This window comes from Micromonospora sp. HUAS YX12 (genome assembly GCF_040215685.1).
In the GTDB taxonomy this organism is placed as follows: domain Bacteria; phylum Actinomycetota; class Actinomycetes; order Mycobacteriales; family Micromonosporaceae; genus Micromonospora; species Micromonospora tulbaghiae.
In genome coordinates this window covers 6,083,115-6,101,401 of sequence record NZ_CP157974.1, presented here as the reverse complement: position 1 = coordinate 6,101,401, position 18,287 = coordinate 6,083,115, and the positions used below count along the sequence as shown (strand labels likewise).

At 74.3% G+C, this 18,287-nt stretch carries 18 protein-coding genes; 4 read left to right on the top strand and 14 right to left on the bottom strand.

From position 1 onward, the window contains the following. Window positions 1-318 precede the first annotated feature (318 nt). Window positions 319-1,146 (bottom strand): DUF72 domain-containing protein, encoded by an 828-nt coding sequence (locus ABIH81_RS28920; RefSeq protein WP_349881235.1) that lies wholly within the window; start codon window positions 1,144-1,146, stop codon window positions 319-321. A gap of 135 nt (window positions 1,147-1,281) precedes the next feature. Between ABIH81_RS28920 and ABIH81_RS28915 the strand changes: the two genes are divergently transcribed. Further along, complete coding sequence (locus ABIH81_RS28915; protein ID WP_349878030.1) at window positions 1,282-1,710, top strand: VOC family protein; 429 nt, start codon at window positions 1,282-1,284, stop codon at window positions 1,708-1,710. Window positions 1,711-1,744: 34 nt separating this feature from the next. Here the strand turns inward: ABIH81_RS28915 and prfH are convergent, their stop codons facing one another. Both prfH and ABIH81_RS28905 read right to left on the bottom strand, forming a co-directional pair. After that, a complete protein-coding gene (prfH, locus tag ABIH81_RS28910) occupies window positions 1,745-2,350 on the bottom strand; it encodes a peptide chain release factor H (protein WP_349878029.1) in 606 nt (201 codons plus the stop codon). Next, the gene (locus ABIH81_RS28905) at window positions 2,347-3,495 is read right to left on the bottom strand and encodes an RNA ligase RtcB family protein (RefSeq protein WP_349878028.1); all 1,149 of its coding nucleotides are present in this window, start codon (window positions 3,493-3,495) and stop codon (window positions 2,347-2,349) included. Before ABIH81_RS28905 ends, prfH begins: the two co-directional genes overlap by 4 nt. Before the next feature lie 218 nt (window positions 3,496-3,713). Between ABIH81_RS28905 and ABIH81_RS28900 the strand changes: the two genes are divergently transcribed. Next, a complete protein-coding gene (locus ABIH81_RS28900) occupies window positions 3,714-4,472 on the top strand; it encodes a peptidylprolyl isomerase (protein ID WP_349878027.1) in 759 nt (252 codons plus the stop codon). Between the two features lie 71 nt (window positions 4,473-4,543). Then, complete coding sequence (locus tag ABIH81_RS28895; RefSeq protein WP_349878026.1) at window positions 4,544-5,521, top strand: DUF2804 domain-containing protein; 978 nt, start codon at window positions 4,544-4,546, stop codon at window positions 5,519-5,521. Between the two features lie 44 nt (window positions 5,522-5,565). Here ABIH81_RS28895 and ABIH81_RS28890 read toward each other — a convergent pair whose 3' ends face one another. The 10 genes from ABIH81_RS28890 to ABIH81_RS28845 all read right to left on the bottom strand — a co-directional run bounded on the left by ABIH81_RS28890 (window position 5,566) and on the right by ABIH81_RS28845 (window position 17,038). Then, window positions 5,566-6,939, bottom strand: a complete 1,374-nt coding sequence (locus tag ABIH81_RS28890; protein ID WP_349878025.1) for a glycosyl hydrolase family 18 protein — start codon at window positions 6,937-6,939, stop codon at window positions 5,566-5,568. Window positions 6,940-7,145: 206 nt separating this feature from the next. Next, window positions 7,146-9,380: a catalase gene (locus ABIH81_RS28885; protein WP_349878024.1), complete on the bottom strand. Its 2,235-nt coding sequence runs from the start codon at window positions 9,378-9,380 to the stop codon at window positions 7,146-7,148. 92 nt (window positions 9,381-9,472) lie between these two features. Continuing rightward, window positions 9,473-10,135, bottom strand: coding sequence for a 4'-phosphopantetheinyl transferase superfamily protein (locus ABIH81_RS28880; protein WP_349878023.1), 663 nt, complete (start codon window positions 10,133-10,135; stop codon window positions 9,473-9,475). Beyond that, window positions 10,132-10,956 (bottom strand): metallophosphoesterase, encoded by an 825-nt coding sequence (locus tag ABIH81_RS28875; RefSeq protein WP_349878022.1) that lies wholly within the window; start codon window positions 10,954-10,956, stop codon window positions 10,132-10,134. Before ABIH81_RS28875 ends, ABIH81_RS28880 begins: the two co-directional genes overlap by 4 nt. 64 nt (window positions 10,957-11,020) lie before the next feature. After that, entirely contained in the window at window positions 11,021-11,971 is a 951-nt protein-coding gene (pip, locus tag ABIH81_RS28870; RefSeq protein ID WP_349878021.1) for a prolyl aminopeptidase, read from the bottom strand. Window positions 11,972-12,014: 43 nt separating this feature from the next. Then, window positions 12,015-12,389 carry a hypothetical protein gene (locus tag ABIH81_RS28865; protein WP_120570752.1) on the bottom strand — a complete coding sequence of 125 codons (375 nt, stop codon included), beginning with the start codon at window positions 12,387-12,389 and terminating at the stop codon, window positions 12,015-12,017. Window positions 12,390-12,513: 124 nt separating this feature from the next. Continuing rightward, entirely contained in the window at window positions 12,514-13,983 is a 1,470-nt protein-coding gene (locus ABIH81_RS28860) for a hypothetical protein (protein ID WP_349878020.1), read from the bottom strand. 135 nt (window positions 13,984-14,118) lie between these two features. Further along, the gene (locus ABIH81_RS28855; RefSeq protein ID WP_349878019.1) at window positions 14,119-15,081 is read right to left on the bottom strand and encodes an anti-sigma factor RsbA family regulatory protein; all 963 of its coding nucleotides are present in this window, start codon (window positions 15,079-15,081) and stop codon (window positions 14,119-14,121) included. Further along, window positions 15,078-15,905 carry an MEDS domain-containing protein gene (locus ABIH81_RS28850; RefSeq protein ID WP_349878018.1) on the bottom strand — a complete coding sequence of 276 codons (828 nt, stop codon included), beginning with the start codon at window positions 15,903-15,905 and terminating at the stop codon, window positions 15,078-15,080. Before ABIH81_RS28850 ends, ABIH81_RS28855 begins: the two co-directional genes overlap by 4 nt. A gap of 23 nt (window positions 15,906-15,928) precedes the next feature. Next, a complete protein-coding gene (locus tag ABIH81_RS28845) occupies window positions 15,929-17,038 on the bottom strand; it encodes a hypothetical protein (protein ID WP_349878017.1) in 1,110 nt (369 codons plus the stop codon). A 176-nt stretch (window positions 17,039-17,214) separates the two neighbouring features. On the opposite strand from ABIH81_RS28845, the gene ABIH81_RS28840 reads away from it, so the two are divergent. Continuing rightward, window positions 17,215-17,673: a GNAT family N-acetyltransferase gene (locus ABIH81_RS28840; RefSeq protein WP_349878016.1), complete on the top strand. Its 459-nt coding sequence runs from the start codon at window positions 17,215-17,217 to the stop codon at window positions 17,671-17,673. 11 nt (window positions 17,674-17,684) lie between these two features. Here ABIH81_RS28840 and ABIH81_RS28835 read toward each other — a convergent pair whose 3' ends face one another. After that, complete coding sequence (locus ABIH81_RS28835) at window positions 17,685-18,200, bottom strand: 2'-5' RNA ligase family protein (RefSeq protein ID WP_349878015.1); 516 nt, start codon at window positions 18,198-18,200, stop codon at window positions 17,685-17,687. Between the last annotated feature and the right edge of the window lie 87 nt (window positions 18,201-18,287).

Genomic DNA, 18,287 nt, shown 5'->3' with positions numbered 1-18,287 from the left:
CGCTCTCCGCTCTCCGCGATCTTGCACTTGCGGCCCTGTCGATGTCGTGAATGTCCCGTCTGACCGGGCAGAAAGCGCAAGATCGCCGACGAGCGCCCCGTGCCTGTAGATCTTGGAACGAAAGTGCCCCCATAGGGGCCGTTCCGTACCAAGGTCTACGGGCGGCCACGGGGGGTATCGGCTCTGACGGCTGGCCTCGGGACGCCGGTGATCGAGGAGATTGTTTCCGGCTGCGGCGGGCGTCCGTCCGCAAACTCCTTGATCACCCGGGGGGAGAGGGGGAGGGGGGCGTCCGGAGCCGGCGATCCCGCCCGGCGCTCAGAACAGCGTGGCCGGGCCGACCGGCTCCGGCTCCGGCAGCGGCGCGAGCCCGGGCATCCGCTCGCGGACCTGGTCGTGGAAGCGGCGGGCCAGCTCGGGCGCGTCCGCGTTGTCCGGCGTGTGCACGAACACCGTCGGCGACCGGCCCTCCCGCAGCCAGCCGGTGACCACGTCCAGCCACGGCTGCCAGCCCTCGACGGTGCGGGCCGGGTCGTCGCGGCCCAGGTAGCGCACGATCGGCCGGTCGGTCAGTGCCCCGGTACGCAGCGGCAGGCGCGGCTTGCGCGTCCACGCCTCCCGCTCCGCGTCGCTCGTCGGCGGCGCCCGGAAGAACGCTGTGGTGTCGAACGGGATCCACTCGGCGCCGGCCCGGTGGAGCGTGGCCTCCAGCGCGCGTACCGCACCGGCCTCGGTGAAGAAGGCGGGGTGCCGGACCTCGACGGCGTACCTGTGGGTGGTGGGCAGCGCGCGCAGGAACCGGTCGAGGTCGGGCACGTCACCGGGGCCGAACGAGCCGGGCAACTGGATCCAGAGCGCGTCCGCCCGGGGACCGAGCGGCTCCATCGCGTGCAGGAACGCCCGCAGTTCCGCCTCACCGCCGGTGAGCCGGCGCTCGTGCGTGACCACCTTCGGCAGCTTCGGCAGGAAACGGAAGCCCGGATCGGTCTGCTCGGCCCAGGACGCCACCGTCTCCCAGGCCGGGGTCGCGTAGAACGTGGTGTTGCCCTCCACGGCGTCGCACCACCCGGCGTACGCGCGCAGCCGCTCGTGCGCGGGCAGCGGGTGCGGCAGGAAGCGGCCGGACCAGGACTTGTGCGTCCACATCGCACACCCGACGTGCAGGCGCATCCGTTGCCTCCCTCACTGCGCCGGGCGCCGGCCGCCCGCGCCGCGCCCCACCGTAGCCGGGGCCGCTGACGCACCGGATTGGGCCGGGCCCCGCGCGGGCAGGAGAACGTCATGGTGACCGACGGACCGGGTCTACGGCTGTGCCAGGTGGTGCTGGACTGCACCGACGCGCGCACCCTGGCCGAGTTCTACCGCGTACTGCTGGGCCTGGTCTACCGGCCCGGCGACGAGCCCCCGGCGGCCGGGGAACCGGACGAGCGCGGGCGGGACTGGCTGGTGCTGCGCACCGCGCAGGACGTACCGCAACTGGCCTTCCAGCAGGTCGACCGGCTGCCGGAGGCGAACTGGCCGGAGGGGGAGGTGCCGCAGCAACTGCACCTCGACCTGACCGTGCCGTCCGTGGGCGAGCTGGACCGGCAGCACGACCGGGTGCTCGCGCTCGGCGGGCGGCTGCTACTCGACCGGGCCGACGACCCGGACGAGCCGCTACGGGTGTACGCCGACCCGGCCGGCCACCCGTTCTGCGTCTTCGTCGGCTGAGCCCGGGCGGGCACGGGTCACGGCCCGGCCCGCCCTACGGCCGCTCCACCCGTACCGGGTCGCCGCGGACCAGCTCGTCGTGGACCCGCCAGCGGGCGTCGACACCCGCGCGCCGGGCCGCCTCGTCGTCGGCGGCGATCCGCTGCCGCAGCAGCTCGACCGCGATACGGCGGTTGAGGTGCAGGTGCCGTTCGGTGTCGACCACCACGGTCCGGCCCGACGGGCGGTGCGTGGCGCGGACGGCGGTGCTGGCCTTGTTGCGGTGCTGGCCGCCCGGCCCGCCGGTGCGGCACGGCACGAACTCGACGTCGGCCTCGTCGAACGGCGTGACCACCACGCCGGTCCGGCACGTCCGCGCGGTGACGTACCAGTTCTTCCGTCCGTGGCCGGTGCGGTACGGGCTGGGCGCCTGCCAGCAGAGCGTGCCGGTCCACCCGGCCGCGAACGCCTCCGCCCCGGCGCCGGTGATCCGGACCAGCACCGACCGGTAGGTGCCCGCCCGGTCGCCGGGCACCGTCTCGGCCCGGTCGGTACGCAGGCCCCGCCGGGCCGCCTCGCCCTCCAGGCGGGACAGCAGCCGGGCCAGCGCCCACGCGCACTCGGCCGGTCCGCGCCCGGCGGACAGCAGCAGCTCGGTCACCGGCGGCCCTTCCGGCGCTCGTCGCGGCGGCCTGCGTCGGGCGTCTTGTAGGTGACCAGCGGAACCGTTGTGGTGACCGGCGTGGCGAGGTCGTGCGCCACCAGGTCGCCGATCACCTGCTCGATGCGCTTGTACGCCGTGGGCGCCTCCTCGAACAGCAACTGCCGGTCACCGCACACCACGATCGAGCCGACCGGCGTACGGCGCAGCTCCTCGACGGTGTGCTTGGCCCGGCCCCGGCGCAGCGCGTCGGCGCGGGACATCTTGCGCCCGGCGCCGTGCGCCACCGAGTAGCCGGCCTCCGGCCCGGCGTGCGCCGCCACCAGGTAGGAGGGCGTACCACGGGTGCCGGCGATCAGCACGTCCCGGCCGTCGCCCGGCGCCGCGCCCTTGCGGTGCAGGTAGCGCCCGTCGCGGATCTCGACCAGGTTGTGGCACTGGTCGACGACCGGCTCGGTGGGTTCGGCGCCGAGTGCGTACGCGACCCGCGCGGCCAGCAGCCGCCGGTTGAGCGAACCCCACCGCACCGCGGCGTCGTGCCGGGCCAGGTAGGCGTCCGGGTCGGGCGCGGGTCCGGCGCCGTGCGTCTCGGTGTGCTCGCGCAGGATCCGTTCGCCCAGCCCGCGCGACCCGGAGTGCACCACGAGCACCAGGTCGCCGGCGTCCAGCCCGAGCCGCGCGGCGTGCTCCGCCGCGAGGACCGGCCCGACGCGGGCCAGCTCGACGAAGTGGTTGCCGCGCCCGACCGTGCCGAGCCCGTCGAGGTGACCGGCCGGGATCTCGCCGTCCAGCACCGACCACGCCGGGTCGTCGGCGTCCGGGTCGAGCGCCCGGTCCAGGTCGGGGAACCGGGCCGCGAGCCGTTCGGGTACGACCCGGCGCAGCGCGATCGGGAAGACCGCGATGCCGCAGCCGATGTCGGAGCCGACCAGGAACGGGTAGAGCACCGTCGAGGACATCGCGGCGCCGATCGGTGCGCCCTTGCCGGGGTGCAGGTCCGGCATGGCGGCGACGTGCGTCATGCCGTCCAGGGCGGCGACCTGGCGGCACTGGTCGAGCGCGGCGGACTCGATCCAGCTGCCGGGGGAGGAGAAGACGGAGACGGTGGCGGGCACGACGGCCCGCCCGGAGGGGTACGCGGACACAGACGCTCGTTTCTGCGGAAAGAGAGGCGGGGAACGGCAGGCGGAGAGGAGAGCCTGCGGGCTGGGGTGCGATCCGTCAGAACGTCATCCGCTCACCCTCCCGGAGGCGGCCCCGGGCGGCAACCGACTTTCGACCCGTGACGCGTGCGCGTCGACATCGTCCCACCCGATCCATAGACTCCGGTCGTTCTGGTACCACGAGTCCAGGGAGGACCACCGTGTCGAGCGAAACCCGAACGCGCGCCGCCTTACCCCTGCTGGCCCGCCTCGCCGGGGTGAGCGTGGCCGCCGCGACGATCGTCGCCGCCGCAGGTGTCGCCGCGACCGCGGCGCCGGCCGCCGATCCCGCGCCGACCAAGGGGCCGTGCGCGTACACGCCCACGCCGGACGAGCCGGCCGCCCGTCCGGTGCCGCTGCCGCCGGACCCGCGCCGGACGCCGGACCGGGGCACCGTGCGGGTCACGCTGCGCACCAACCAGGGACCGATCGGGCTGACGCTGGACCGCGAGCAGGCGCCGTGCACCGTGCAGAGCTTCCTGCACCTGGTCCGGAAGCGCTTCTACGACCGGACGCACTGCCACCGGCTCACCGCGTACCCGACGCTGACTGTCCTCCAGTGCGGAGACCCGTCCGGCACCGGCGAGGGCGGCCCGGGCTACCGCTACCGCGACGAGCTGCCCACCGACCTGCCGCCCGCGCCGACCGACCCGACGGGCGTACGCCGCCTGTACGCGCGTGGCACGCTCGCCATGGCCAACGCCGGCCCGGACACCAACGGCAGCCAGTTCTTCCTGGTCCAGGCCGACTCGGCGCTGCGCCCGAACTACACGGTGTTCGGCCAGGTCGACGCGGCCGGGCTGGCCACGCTGGACCGGATCTCGGCCGGCGGCATCGCGCCCACCCCGGAGGATCCGGCTCCGGTCGACGGCGCCCCGGCGGTGCCGGTGGAGATCTGCCGCGCCAAGCAGGGACGCTGACGCGACGGCCCGGCGGGAACGGCCGCCCAGGCCGCCCGCCGGGCCCGCGCCGTCGTCGGTAGCCTGCGGCGATGACGCATGAGCGGGAGATCACCGAGCCGGTGGACCTGTGCCGGCCGGACGGGCGGCTGAACCCGGACGCGGTCGGCTGGAGCCGCCGGCCGCTGCACCGGGCGAACCTGCGCGGCTGGGGCCGGGCCAAGCGGTGGGAGCACTGGGGTGTGGTCACGCCGACGCACATCCTCGGCTTGGTCGCGTCGTCGCTGGACTACGCCGGGGTGCAGAGCCTCTACCTGCTCGACCGGCGTACCGGCCGGGAGACGACGGCGGAGGCGGTGGTGCCGTTCGCCCGGGGCACGGTGCTGCCGCCGGTCAGCGGCGCCGGTCCGGTCCGGGCCCGGGGCGGGAACCTGACCATCGCGGTGGATCAGGACCCGGACGGCAGTACGCTGCGGGCCACCGCGCCCGGCGTCGAGGTGGACCTGACCGTGCCGCTGCCGCCGGGGCACGAGTCGCTCGGGGTCGTGGTGCCGTGGAGCACCCGCCGGTTCCAGTACACGGTCAAGGACATCGGCCGCCCGGTGCACGGCACGCTCACTGTGGACGGCACGGCGTACCCGGTGGGGGAGGGGTCGTACGCGGCGCTCGACCACGGCCGGGGCAAGTGGCGGTACGCGGTGCGGTGGAACTGGGCGGCCGGCAGCGGACCGGGCCGGGCGATCCAGCTCGGCGGCAAGTGGACCGACGGCACCGGCTCGACCGAGAACGCGGTGTTCGCCGACGGGCGGCTGCACAAGATCGGCGCGGACCTGACCTGGGAGTACGACCGCGCCGACTGGCTGCGGCCGTGGCGGATCACCGGCGACCGGGTGGACGTCACCTTCCACCCGTTCCACGAGCGGGTGGCGCGGACCAACCTGCTCGTGCTGGCCGGGGAGACGCACCAGTGCTTCGGGCACTTCACCGGCTGGGCGGCGACCGACGACGGTGAGCGCGTGGATCTGGACGGCCTGGTCGGCTGGGCCGAGGAGGCCCGCAACCGCTGGTGAGATCGGTCCCCGCCGGGCCGGGCGGCCCGGCGGGGAAGCCTCGATCAGGCCGGCAGCCGCCAGACCTGGTTGGCGCCGCCGAAGCAGTCCCAGATCTGCAACCGGGTGCCGTTGGCGGAGCTGTTGCCGGTGGCGTCCAGGCACCGGCCCGATGCCGGGTTGCGCAGCGTGCCGTTGCTCTGCGCCTGCCAGACCTGAGCGCCGGTGCCGTTGCAGTCCCAGAGCTGGATTCTGGTGCCGTTCGCGGTGCCGGCGCTCGTCACGTCCAGGCACTTGCCCAGGGCCCGCAGCGTGCCGTCGCCGCCGACGGTCCAGCTCTGCGCGGCGGTGCCGTTGCAGCCGTAGAGCTGGATCGCGGTGCCGTTCGCGGTGCCCGCGGCCGCCACGTCCACGCAGGCGCCGCCGATGCCGGTGATCGGCCCGGTACGCCCGGACGGCGGCGGGTCGCCCCCGCCGGTGACGGTGTCGTAGATCGCGCTGACCAGCGAGGTCGAACCGGTGGTGTCCTGCGACAGTTCCCAGTTCATCATCCCGCCGGCGTTCGCCATGGCCCACTGCGTCTTGCGCTTGACGGTCGGTACGCCGTTGTAGCACTGCTGCGCGCCGCCGGCTGTGGTGCAGTCCCGGTTGGCGTTCGCCGGGTCCATGCCGACCAGCGCCGAGTAGGTGTAGTAGCCGGGCCGGCTGTAGAAGGGCACCCCCAGCACCGCCTTGGCGGCGGGCAGGCCGCGCGACTTCCACCTGTTGACGCTGGCGATCGACCAGTCGTAGTTGGCGTGCGGGCTGCCGCCGTCGTACGCCATGATGTTCAGCCAGTCCACCGAGCCGAAGACGGCGGTGGGTACCCCGTCGACGTAGTAGCCCTCGGAGACCACGGCGGCGGTGAGCAGCTTGCCCCGGCTGTGCAGGGCGCTGCCGAGCTGCTGCATGAGCAGCGTGTAGTTGTTCGCCGAGGCGCCCGGGTCGGGGTACTCCCAGTCCATGTCGACGCCGTCGAGGTTGTACTGGTTGACGAAGGCGATCAGGTTGTTGACGAACGCGCTGCGCGAGCCGGAGTTGGCGGCGAGCGCCTCGAACGCGGAGTCGTCGCCGTCGTTCCAGCCGCCGACGGCGATGGAGACCTTGACGTTGTTGGCGTGCCCGAGCGACACGAGCGAGGAGAGCTTGGCCGGGTTCTCCACCGGGCGCAGGCTGCCGTCGCCGTTGGGCAGCACGAACGCGTAGTTGATGTGGGTGAGCTTGCCGTACTGGATGGTGTTGACGTTGCCGCTCCAGGACGGCATGTAGCCGACGCTCTTGAAGTTGTTCGGCAGCACCGCCGCCTCGGCGGCGGTCGGGGCGAGGGTGAGCGTCGCGGCGGTGGTGGCCAGCGCGAGCGCACCGGCGGCCAGGCGCCGCCGGAGGTGAGGTCTGGGCATCGAGGGCCTTCCCGGGGGACGGGGGTGGATGGGGGGTCTTCCTCGAGGTGGCCCAAATATTAAAGAGTATTAACTAAGGCGTCAACGACAACCGTCGATGGGTTGCGGGCGGTGAGCGGCGGCGTACGCACGGCGTGGGGCGGCCCCGGATCCGGGACCGCCCCACGCACGGGACGAGATCAGGCGACCGAGGCCGGGAACCTCTCTCAGACCCGGTGCGCCGCCATCAGCCGCTGCACCTCCGTGAGCACCTCGGCCCCGGAACCACCGGTCACCACGCCCGGGGTGCCGGTGACACCGGCCTGGTGCAGCACCTCGGCGCCCGCGCCCCAGGCGCCGATCACCTTGGCGTGCCGCCACGCCTCCTCGACCAGCAGCAGCACCCGCGGGTCGACGGTGGAGGAGCCCGGCGCGCCGGCCTTGGCATCGCGGGCCGGCAGCGCGTCCGGCGCCGGTGCCGGCGCGCCGGCCAGCAGCACCGCGTCGAACTCGACCGACCGGCCGGTGGCGAACGTGCGCTGCACCGGCAGCCCGTCGACGGTGCCGCCGTGCGCGGCGATCAGCAGCGGCACCATGCCGGCGGCGAACACCGCCCGGCTCACCTCGTGCACGTCGCCCAGGTCGCCCTGGGCGTCGACCACGATGCCGACCATCCGGCCGTCGGCCGGCCACTCCCGGCCCACCTGGGACAGCGCCGGGCTGGGCTGCACCTCCGCGAGCAGCACGGTGGGCTGCGGCACGGGCAGGCCCAGGCCGATCGCGACCTGCTCGCACAGCACCGCGTCGACGTTCGCCAGGCACTGGAGCTGCCGCTCCTTGATCGCCTGGTGGTAGCACTTGCCCAGCTCGAACGTGTACGCCCGGATGATGTGCTCCTTCTCCACCGGCGACATGCTCTGCCAGAACAGGCGTACCTGGCTGTAGTGGTCGTCGAAGGAGGCCGGCGCCGCGCGCACCTTCGGCGCCTCCGCCACCGTCACCGGCGTGTCCACGAACGCGTGCTCCCGGTCACCGGCCGGGAACGGGTTGCCGCCGTCGAGCGAGTTCGGCCGGTACGGCGCCACGCCCGCGTGCACCGCGTGCTGGTGGAAGCCGTCGCGCAGCATGTCGTTGACGTCGGCGTGCGGCCGGTTGATCGGGATCTGGGTGAAGTTCGGCCCGCCGAGGCGGGTGAGCTGCGTGTCCACGTACGAGAAGAGGCGGCCCTGCAACAGCGGGTCGTTCGTCACGTCGATGCCCGGCGGCAGGTGCCCGACGTGGAACGCCACCTGCTCGGTCTCGGCGAAGAAGTTGCGCGGCGTCTTGTTCAGGGTGAGCTTGCCGATCGGCTGCACCGGCGCCAGCTCCTCCGGCACGATCTTCGTCGGGTCGAGCAGGTCGATCCCGGCGAACGTCTCCTCCGGCGTGTCCGGGAAGACCTGGATGCCCAGCTCCCACTCCGGGTACGCGCCGGCCTCGATCGCGTCGTACAGGTCGCGGCGGTGGTAGTCCGGGTCGATGCCGCCGATGAGCTGAGCCTCCTCCCAGGTCAGGGAGTGCACGCCCAGCTTCGGCTTCCAGTGGAACTTGACCAGCACCGTCGCGCCCGCCTCGTCGACCATGCGGAACGTGTGCACGCCGAAGCCCTCCATGGTCCGGTAGGACCGCGGGATGCCCCGGTCGGACATGTTCCAGATGGTGTGGTGCTGCGCCTCGGTGTGCAGGGAGACGAAGTCCCAGAACGTGTCGTGCGCGCTCTGCGCCTGCGGGATCTCCCGGTCCGGGTGCGGCTTGCCGGCGTGGATGACGTCCGGGAACTTGATCGCGTCCTGGATGAAGAAGACCGGGATGTTGTTGGCGACCAGGTCGAACGTGCCCTCGTCGGTGTAGAACTTGGTGGCGAAGCCGCGGGTGTCGCGGACCGTGTCCGCCGACCCGCGCGAGCCCAGCACGGTGGAGAAGCGGACGAAGACCGGCGTCTCGCGGCCCTTCTTCAGGAACCCGGCCCGGGTCACCTCCTCCGCGGTGCCGTACGCGACGAACGTGCCGTGCGCGCCCGCGCCCCGGGCGTGCACCACCCGCTCCGGGATCCGCTCGTGGTCGAAGTGGGTGATCTTCTCCCGCAGGTGGTGGTCCTGGAGCAGGACCGGGCCGCGCGGGCCGGCCTTCAGCGAGTGGTCGGTGTCGCGCAGCCGGGCTCCGTTGGCGGTGGTGAGGTACGCGCCCTGCTGCCCCTTGGCGATCTTCGGCACGCCGGTCTCGGCACCGGTCGGGGTCCGGGTGTCCGGCGCGCCCTGTTCGTCCTTGGGCGGCAGCGGCCCGTGCGGCGTGGTCGGCTCCTCCAGTGACGGTGGCGCGCTGCCGGGAGCGCCCGGCACGTCCGGAGTCAGCGCGTCGCCGACCTTCTCGACGGCGGCTTCGACGACACCCTTGACGATCTGGGTGGGCTTGCTGGATTCCATCAGGACCTGTCCTCCTACAGCGAAATGTCCAGGCCCCTTCGGCCCTACCCCCGGTCGGGGCGGGCAAACCGGAACAATCGCGGTATCTCTGGTCAGGGCCGGTGCGGCACGGCCACGGCGGTGAGCAGCAGCCCGCCGGCGACCAGCCAGCGGCCGTCCAGGACGTGAAGCGGCGGGCCGCCGTCGGTGCGGGTGCCGTCGACCAGGATCCGGGCGGTGAACCGGCCGGACCGGTCGAACGTCAGCTCCGCCTCCTCGAACCCGAGCCAGCGCCCGGTCAGCGGGTACCACGCCTTGTAGACCGACTCCTTGGCGCTGAACAGCAGCCGGTCCCAGTGCGTCCCGGGGTCGGCGTCACGCAGCCCGGCCAGCCGCTCCGCCTCGCCCGCGGTGAGGACCACCCCGGCCACCCCGTCGGGCAGCGGCTCGTGCGGCTCCGCGTCGATGCCCAGCCCGGCCAGCGCCCCGGCCGGGGCCACCGCCGCCGCCCGGTAGCCGGTGCAGTGGGTGATGCTGCCCACCACGCCGGCCGGCCAGACCGGCTCCCGCCGGGGACCGGGGCGGATCGGCGCAGGGGCGTACCCGAGGCGGGCCAGCGCCTCCCGCGCGCAGCGGCGGGCCGTGACGAACTCCTGGCGGCGGCCGGCCACCGCCCGCGACACCAGGTCCTCCTCGCCCGGGTACGGCGCCTCGTCCGGCACGTCGGCGAACGCCTCGACGGCCAGCGCCCCGGCCGGCAGCAGCGCCCCGATCATCCGAGGATCCGCCTCATCGGCGCCGGCTCACCGCCGCGGCGCCGCCACTCGCGCGGGTAGCCCAGCGACACCTCCTCGAACCGCACCCCGTCGTAGTGCGTGGTGCGCGGGATGTGCAGGTGGCCGTAGACGGCGACGGCGGCGCGGTGGCGCACGTGCCAGTCGGCGGTGCGGTCGGTGCCGCACCACTGCGCGAACTCCGGGAACCAGAGCACCTCGGTGGGCCGGCGCACCAGCGGCCAGTGGCTGACCAGCACTGTGGGCAGCGCCGGGTCGGTGGCCTCCAGCCGCCGCCGCGTCTCGGCCAGCCGGGCCGCGCACCAGGACTCCCGGTCCGGGTACGGGTCGGGGTGCAGCAGCATCTCGTCGGTGCACACCACGCCGGCGTCGTACGCCGCGCGCAGCGACTCCTCCTTGGTCGTGGTGCCGGGGGCGCGGAACGAGTAGTCGTAGAGCAGGAACAGCGGCGCCACGGTGACCGGCCCGCCCGCGCCCCGCCAGACCGGGTAGTCGTCCTCCGGGGTCAGCACGCCCAGCTCGCGGCACATCGCCACCAGCGCGTCGTACCGGGCCGCCCCGCGCAGCGTCACCGGGTCGTTGGGGTGGGTCCACAACTCGTGGTTGCCCGGCGCCCACACCACCCGCGCGAACCGGTCGCGCAGCAGCCGCAGCGTCCGTTCCACGTCGGCGAAGACCTCGCCGACGTCGCCGGCCACGATCAGCCAGTCGTCCGCCGTCTCCGGCCGCAGGCCGTCCACCACCGCGCGGTTCTCCGCGTACGACACGTGGAGGTCACTGACCGCGTACAGCGCACCCGTCACCCGGCCGATCCTGCCAGCGGCGGTCGTTGATGACCAGCCGCGGACCGGTGGTGGCCGGCGCCGGTCAGCTGGCCCTCGCGGTCATCTCGTCCAGGGCGCGCAGCACCTCCCGGGTCACGCCCGGCTCGGCGGCGGAGTGCCCGGCGTCCGGCACGATCCGCAGCGTCGCCTCCGGCCACCGGCGGGCCAGGTCGTACGCGGACACCGGCGGGCAGCACAGGTCGTAGCGGCCGTTGACGATCACGGCGGGCAGATGCCGGATCCGGTCCACGCCGTCGAGCAACTGGCCCTCGGCGAGGAAGCCGCCGTGCACCGCGTAGTGCGACAGGATCCGGGCGACCGGCAGCGCGTGCTCGTCGGCGGTGAAGTGGGCGAGCAGTTCCGGGTCGGGCCGCAGCGACGAGTTGACCGCCTCCCACCGCCCCCAGGCCCGCGCGTACTCCCGGGCCCGCGCCTCGTCCGGGCCGTGCAGCCGCCTGTGGTACGCGGCCAGCACGTCGTCGCGCTCGCCGGGCGGGATCGGCGCGACGAACCGCTCCCACTCCTCGGGCTGGAGATGGCGCAGCCCGCCCTGGTAGAACCAGTCCCGCTCGGCGCGCCGCAGCAGCAGCACGCCGCGCAGGACCAGGCCGGTCACCCGCTCCGGGTGCGTCTGGGCGTACGCCAGGCCGAGCGTGGTGCCCCACGAGCCGCCGAACACCAGCCAGGAGCCGATGCCCAGCCGCTGTCGGATCGTCTCCAGGTCGGCGACCAGATGCCAGGTGGTGTTGGCGCGCACCTCGCCGTGCGGGGCGCTGCGGCCGGCGCCGCGCTGGTCGAACAGCACGGCCCGGTGGCGCGCGGGGTCGAAGAACCGGCGGGCCGCCGGCACCAGGCCGCCGCCGGGCCCGCCGTGCAGGAACACCACCGGCACGCCGTCCGGCCGGCCGACCTCCTCGACGTACAGGACGTGGCCGTCACCGACCGGGACGCGGTGGGTGGCGTACGGCTCGACGGGCGGGTGCAGGCCGGTCATGCCCGGTCATTCTGCCCGCCGGAGGGCCTCCCGGTGGTCCCGGTCAGCAGGCGACGTTGCCGCCGAGGTTGTCCAGCAGCGCGTCGGCGACCCAGCCGGAGACACCGGTGGTGACGTCCCGCAGGTACGTCCACGTGTAGGTGGTGTGGCCGTTCGCGCTGACCCGGTCGCCGCTGGCGAAGCAGTGGAAGTCGACCGTGTGACTGAGCTGCCCGTAGCCCAGGGAGGCGCAGGTGGTGTGCGGGCCGGTACGGATGTTGACGTTCGTGGCGTTGAACAGCTGACCGAACTTGCTGTCCACGTTGGAGTGCGAGTGGCTGCACCCGGCGCTCGCCGGTCCGGCCGTACCGGCCACCACGGCGCCCGCCGAGGCGACGGTCAGGACGACGGCGGCGCCGATCGAAGAAATCTTCCGCATACCCGTCAACCCCCGAATGAAGATCGAGATGCACCAGCAGATCGATCCAAATATTTGCATAGAGCAAGGTCGATGAGCAAGGTGCGGCGCCGCCGGCCCGGCCCGGACCGGCGGCGCCGAAGTCTCAGGCGGTGGCCGGTACGCCGTTGTCGGTACCCGTGGTCTCCGCCTCGGGCACACCGCGCGGAGCCGGCGTGCGGACCGCGAACGCGTCGAAGCTCGGCCCGTCCAGCCGCTCGACGATCGGCTCCACCGCGGGCGGCTCCGACCGGTCCGGCTCGATCGCGTCCGGCTCGGTCCGCCCGTCCACGGCCCGGGGCGTCACCTCGGCCGGCACGGTGATCGGCGGGCGCGCCGCCACCTGCGGGTACTCGGCGGTCTCCCCGCCGCCCGCCGCGGCCGCCATGACCGCCGCCGCGGCCAGGTCGGCGACCCGCTTGGCCTCCCGCTGTACCCGGGCCCGGGTCTCCTTGGCGTGCTGCTCGGCCAGGTCCGCCGCGCGCCGCGCCTCGTCGAGCCGCTTGCTCTCCGTGGTCAGCTCCCGGCGTACGTCGACCAGCCGCTCCTCCAGATCCGCGCCGGTCCGCTCGATGGTGGCGATCTCCCGGCGGGTGTCCTCCAGCTGCCGGCCGACCGTCTCCAGCTCCGCCTTGAGCTGGGTCAGCGTCTCCTGCCGCTGCTGGATCTCCCGCTGCACGCCGGCGAGCTGCTCCTGGTGCGCCGCCGTCTCCTCGTCGGCCCGCTCCCGGACCTCGGTGGCGTACTGCTGCGCCTCGGCGACCAGCGCGGCGATGTCCTTCTCCGCGGCGGCGGCCCGGTCGGCCAGCTCCTGCTCGGCGGCGGCCCGCCGCTCGTCCAGTTCCTTGGCCATCGTGGCCTGCCACTGGGCCAGCTCCTGCTGGGCCTTGCTGCGGTTGGCCTGGACCTCCTGCTGGATCTGCGTCCGGGCGGCCTTCACCAGCGCCTCGGACGCCGAGCGCGCCTGCTCGACCTGCTGCGTGCTCTGCTCGCTGATCCGCTTCGCCTCCTGCTGGGCCCGGTCGTGCGCGGCCTGGCCCTCGACGCGCAGCTTCTCCGCCAGCTCCCGCACGGCGGTCAGCTCCGCCTGCGCGGCGGCCCGCCGCTCCTCGTCCACCCGCTCCTGCTCGGCCCGGCGGGCGGACAGCTCCTCGTCCAGCTCCCGCCGCTCCCGCGCGGCCTGCTCCTGCGCCGCGGCGAGCAGCTTCTCCGCCTGCCCATGGAGCTCCTCCGCGCGCCGGGTGGCCACGTCGGTGATCTGGCCGGCCTGCTTCTCGGCCAGGTCCAGGATCTGGTCGACCATCGGGCCGAGGTCGCGGAAGGACGCCCGGTCCACCGCCGCCGGACGGTCGCGCAGCTCCACCGTCTCGGCCTGCGCCCGCTGCACCTGCGCGGTCAGGTCACGCACCTGCGCGTACGCCCGGTCCCGCGCGGCGGTCAGCGCGCTGACCTCGGCGTCGATCTGCTCGACGTACCGGTCCACCTGACGTTTGTCGTAGCCGCGCAACGCGGGATCGAACCGCGGTCGCGCGGACAGGTCGTCGTGGGATGCGAACGGCTCGGCACCGTTGGACATGCGCCATCCTCCGTCGGTTCGCCAGCGCCAGGCCGGCGGATGACCGCCCCGCAGGGCACGATGAGGCGCTACGGTACCGCGTCCGGGCGCGGGGCTCGCCCCGCCCCGCCCCCTGCCCGCCGACCGGCGGCGCGGTCAGACCGGGAAGTGCGGGTTCCCCGCCGTCAGGCGGATGGTGAAGCCGCCGGCGTCCCGGTGGTACGTCACGTGGTCGCAACTCTGGTGGCTGATCCACAGGCCCAGCCCGCCGTCGGAACCGTCGCCCACCGGCAGCAGCCCGGCGTACGGATCCTTGGGGCCGGTGCCCCGATCGTGGACGGTCACCACGATCCGGTCCGGCGCGCGCCACAACCGCAGGCACACCGGCGGCTCACCGTGGCGCAGCGCGTTGCTCACCACCTCGCTGACGGCGATGACCAGGCCGTCGAGGCCGTCGGGCGGCAACAGGCCACGGTCGGCGGCGCGCACCTCGGCGCGGGCGCGAGCCGGCGTCGGGTCGATCAGCTCGACGAGCGGCGCGGTCCGCTGCACCGGGTCGGCGGGCGCCGGCCGGAACTCGGTCAGGTAGCTCGTCGGCTCGGTGTAGAGACCCGCCGCCTCGTGCCCGCCGTCCGGCCGCGCCACCAGCGGATGGGTGCGCGCCACGTCGGCGAGCACGTGCGCGGGCGTGCCCCGGCGGTCGTAGGCGCAGATGCCCCAGAGCGGGAATTCGTCGTAGGCGTGGTTGATCGCCGACTCGTAACGCGCCCACCAGTCCCAGGTCGCGCCGAGCAGCACCGGCGGCAGTTCGCCGACCAGCCGGATCTGCGCCGCCCCCGCCGCCACGTACGACGCGAGCAGCTCCCGGTAGGAGCGCAGCGCGACGCTGGGCCGGGCGTTGGCGCCGCCGACCGGCAGGAACGTGACCTCGGCACCCGGCGGCAGCGCCCGGCGCACCAGCTCGGCGTTGCGCTCGTCCAGGTTCACCGCCGTCGGCTCGCCGGCCGCGATCCCGTCCAGCAGGAACGGCAGCGCCACCGCCAGCAACTCCTCGTCGGAGTCGTAGACGAACGCCTCGTGGAAGTAGCCCACGTGGCCGGAGGCCGCGCCGCTCCTCATCGGACGACCTCCACCCGTACCTCGGACAGACCGAGCAGGCCGGCCAGCCAGGCCGGGGCGCGGTTCGGCGTGCGCAGCACCGCGACGGCGTCGTGCCGGCGGGCGTGGTCCCGCAGGTGCAGCAGGCTGCGGTGGTCGACGAAACGCAGCTCGGCGGCGTCGAACACGAGCCGGCCCGCCACCGGCCGCGGGTCGGCCCGCTCCAGCGCGGCGGCGAAGTCCCGGTGGTTGGACGGGTCCAGCTCGCCGGCCAGCGCCACCACCGAGTCGCCGCCGCCGGCGTGCAGCCGGAACAGCACGCCGGCGTTGGTCTCCGGGTGCAGGCAGGCCAGCTCGGCGATCGCCGCGTCGCCCAGTTGCCGGCGGTCGTAGGCGCAGACCGCCGACATCGGGCGGTGCCGCATCCAGTGGTCGATCCGGTGCTCGTAGCGGGCGAAGGCGTCCCGCTGGGCCGGGGTGCGGACCAGGCTGGTCGCCTCGGCCAGCACCCGCAGGCCGGTGTGTCCGGCGGTCAGCGCCTCGGTGGTGGCCCGCACGTACGCCCGGACCTGCCGCTCCGGGTCGACGACCTCGTCGTGGCGGTACGCCTCGCCGACGGGAACAAGCCGTAGCGCGTCCCGCCGGCGCGCGGCGGCGACCCCCGGGACCGAGGCGAGCCAGCCGGTGACGGTGGCGCGATCCTCCGGACAGATCACCCAGACCTGCTCACCGGCGGCGATACCGGCGCTTACCTGCTCGACCGCCAGCGCGCGCAGCGCGGCCGGGTCGTCGTAGGCGAGACAGCCATGGGTGTAGCCCGGGTGCGACACGCTCCCGCTGGTCACCGGCTCCACCTCATGAGCCCAGTCTATGCCGGGCCCACCTGGAGATCGCGCCAGGCCGTGGCCTCGGGCGGCGGGTCGCCCAGCTCGAACTCGGCCCAGTTGTTCCAGTACGCGATCGCGTCCACGTCGTTCTGCTGGCGCAGCCAGGTGACGTGCTCGCGGATGGTCCGCGCCCGGCCCGCGCCGGTGGTGTCCGCGGCGGTACGGCTCAGCCCGTACTCGGGCACCAGCAGCCGGATGCCCGGGTACGCGGCGCGCACCTTGCCGAAGGCCACGCCGAACATCCGGGACGCGGGCCAGTACGCGGCGGTGTCCCGGGAGTAGCAGTCCACGCCGTAGTGGGTCATGCCCGGGTAACCCCAGTCGGCCGGGTTGCCGCGCCCCTCGTCGAGCCAGTAGCGGGTCACGATCGGCCCGTGCCCGAGCACCCACCGCCGGTTGCGGTGCGCCGCCAGGATCTGCGTCACCCGGCTCGCCGTCGCCCGGTACGTGGCCGGGGTCACGTCGCCCATCGGCTCGTGGTACCAGGTCAGGTAGATCGGGCGGTTCACGCCGTCGAGCCAGCCGGCCAGCTGCTCGACGTCGTCCTTCCAGCTGACGTGCATGACGGCCGAGGGCGCGTCGGCGAACTTGCCGGCGTTCAGCGCGGGCAGCTCCGGCAGCGCGTCCGCGTCCGGGCCGTCCGTGCCGAAGTCGCGCATGTAGCGGATGCCCGGGTAGTCGGCCACCGCGCGCTGCGTCCGGGCGCCCTTCTCGGCGCTCATCCCGACCAGCAGCGGCACGGTCAGCGTGGTGGTGCCCGTGCCGGTGCGGCCGGCGCCGTCACGCGCCGTCGCGGTCAGCGTCACCGTGCCCCGGCCGGCCAGCACGGTGACTGTGAAGCGGCCCGGATCGGCGCCGCTCGGTGCGATGGTCACCCCCGGCGAGGCGCTGGCGAGCTGGACCGTCAGCGGGACGCTCAGATCCACCCGGACCGGGCTGTCCCAGGTGACGCCGGTGGGGTCGCTGACCCGGCCGGCGAGCGTCAGCAGCCGCGAGTCGGGGTGGAAGGCGTCGACCCGTACGGTGGTCGACTGCCCGGGCAGCAGGACGGTCTGGTCGGCGGTCACGGAACGGACGACGGGTGCGGCCATGGGGATCTCCTTCGACATGCTCGGCTGCCGCTCCGGCCGCACGTCTTCGGGTGGCCAGAATGGCTCTGACCTGCGCTTTTACCAGCTTGCTTCGGCTCGGCCCCGATCGTCAGGGCAGCCGCAGATGGCGCGAAACCGGGTCGCCGCCCCGCTGTCCCGCCCCGCATCCTGGACCGATGCCGATCACCGTGCGGGACCTGCGCGTACCGGACTGGCCGCAGCTGTGGCCGATGCTGCGGGACATGGGCGTGAGCGACGATCCGCCGGAGGCCCACCGGCTCCGGTTCGCCGCGCTGCTGGCCGACCCCCGCTGGGCGCTGCTCGGCGCCACCGACGCGGGCGGGCTGATCGGGTACGCCGCCGCCCAGGACCAGGGTCCGCACCTGCGTTCCGGCGACGCGCACCGCACCGTACGCCTGCACGACCTGTACGTCCGGGCGGACCGCCGCCGGGACGGGGTCGGCGGTTCGTTGTTCACCGCGGTCCGCCGCTGGGCCGGCGGGCGGGCCCGGCACCTGGAATGGCAGGCCCACCACGAGCGGGCGGCGCCGTTCTACGAGCGGCTCGGCCATCGGGGTGACCCGTGCCCGCAGCCGGACCACCCGACCTTCCTGCTCGACCTGGCCGCGGGATGACCGGGGGACTGTCAGGGCAGGGGGTGGGAGATGTCGCGGGCGTGGTCGGCCACCGCCGCGCCGACCACCGTCGCGGTCAGCGGCAGCACCTCCAGGCACCGGCGCACCGCCGCGCCCATCAGCGGGTTCGGCACCCGCATGGACAGCGTGCAGTGCGGCACCCAGCGGCCCGGCCGGTAGTGCTCCACCACCTCGACGCCGGCCCGCGCCAGCCGCTCGTACACCGCGGCGTGGTGCGCCAGCAGCTCGGGCGTCGGCGCCGGCCCGAGCCAGAGCACCCGCCCGAGGAACTGCCCGGCGTGCTGGAACTCCAGCCGCAGCGGCGCGGCCACCACGGTTCCGGCGAGCGCCTCGGCGACGCGGTGCGGGTCCAGGCGGGGCGCGACCGCCAGCGAGACGTGCGGGCGGTGCCGCTGCGCCAGCAGGGACCGCATGCTCGGCACCCCGTCGGACTCCAGCAGGTCCCACAGCACCCGGATCCGCCGGGTGGCGTCGGTGTCCAGATACAGCTCCAGCGCCGCGACCACGTGATCACCCTAGGACCGGTGCCCGCGCCGAGGTTTGCCGGGCACGCTGGGCGGTACTGCCCGAGGGGACGGCAGCGAACGGCAGGG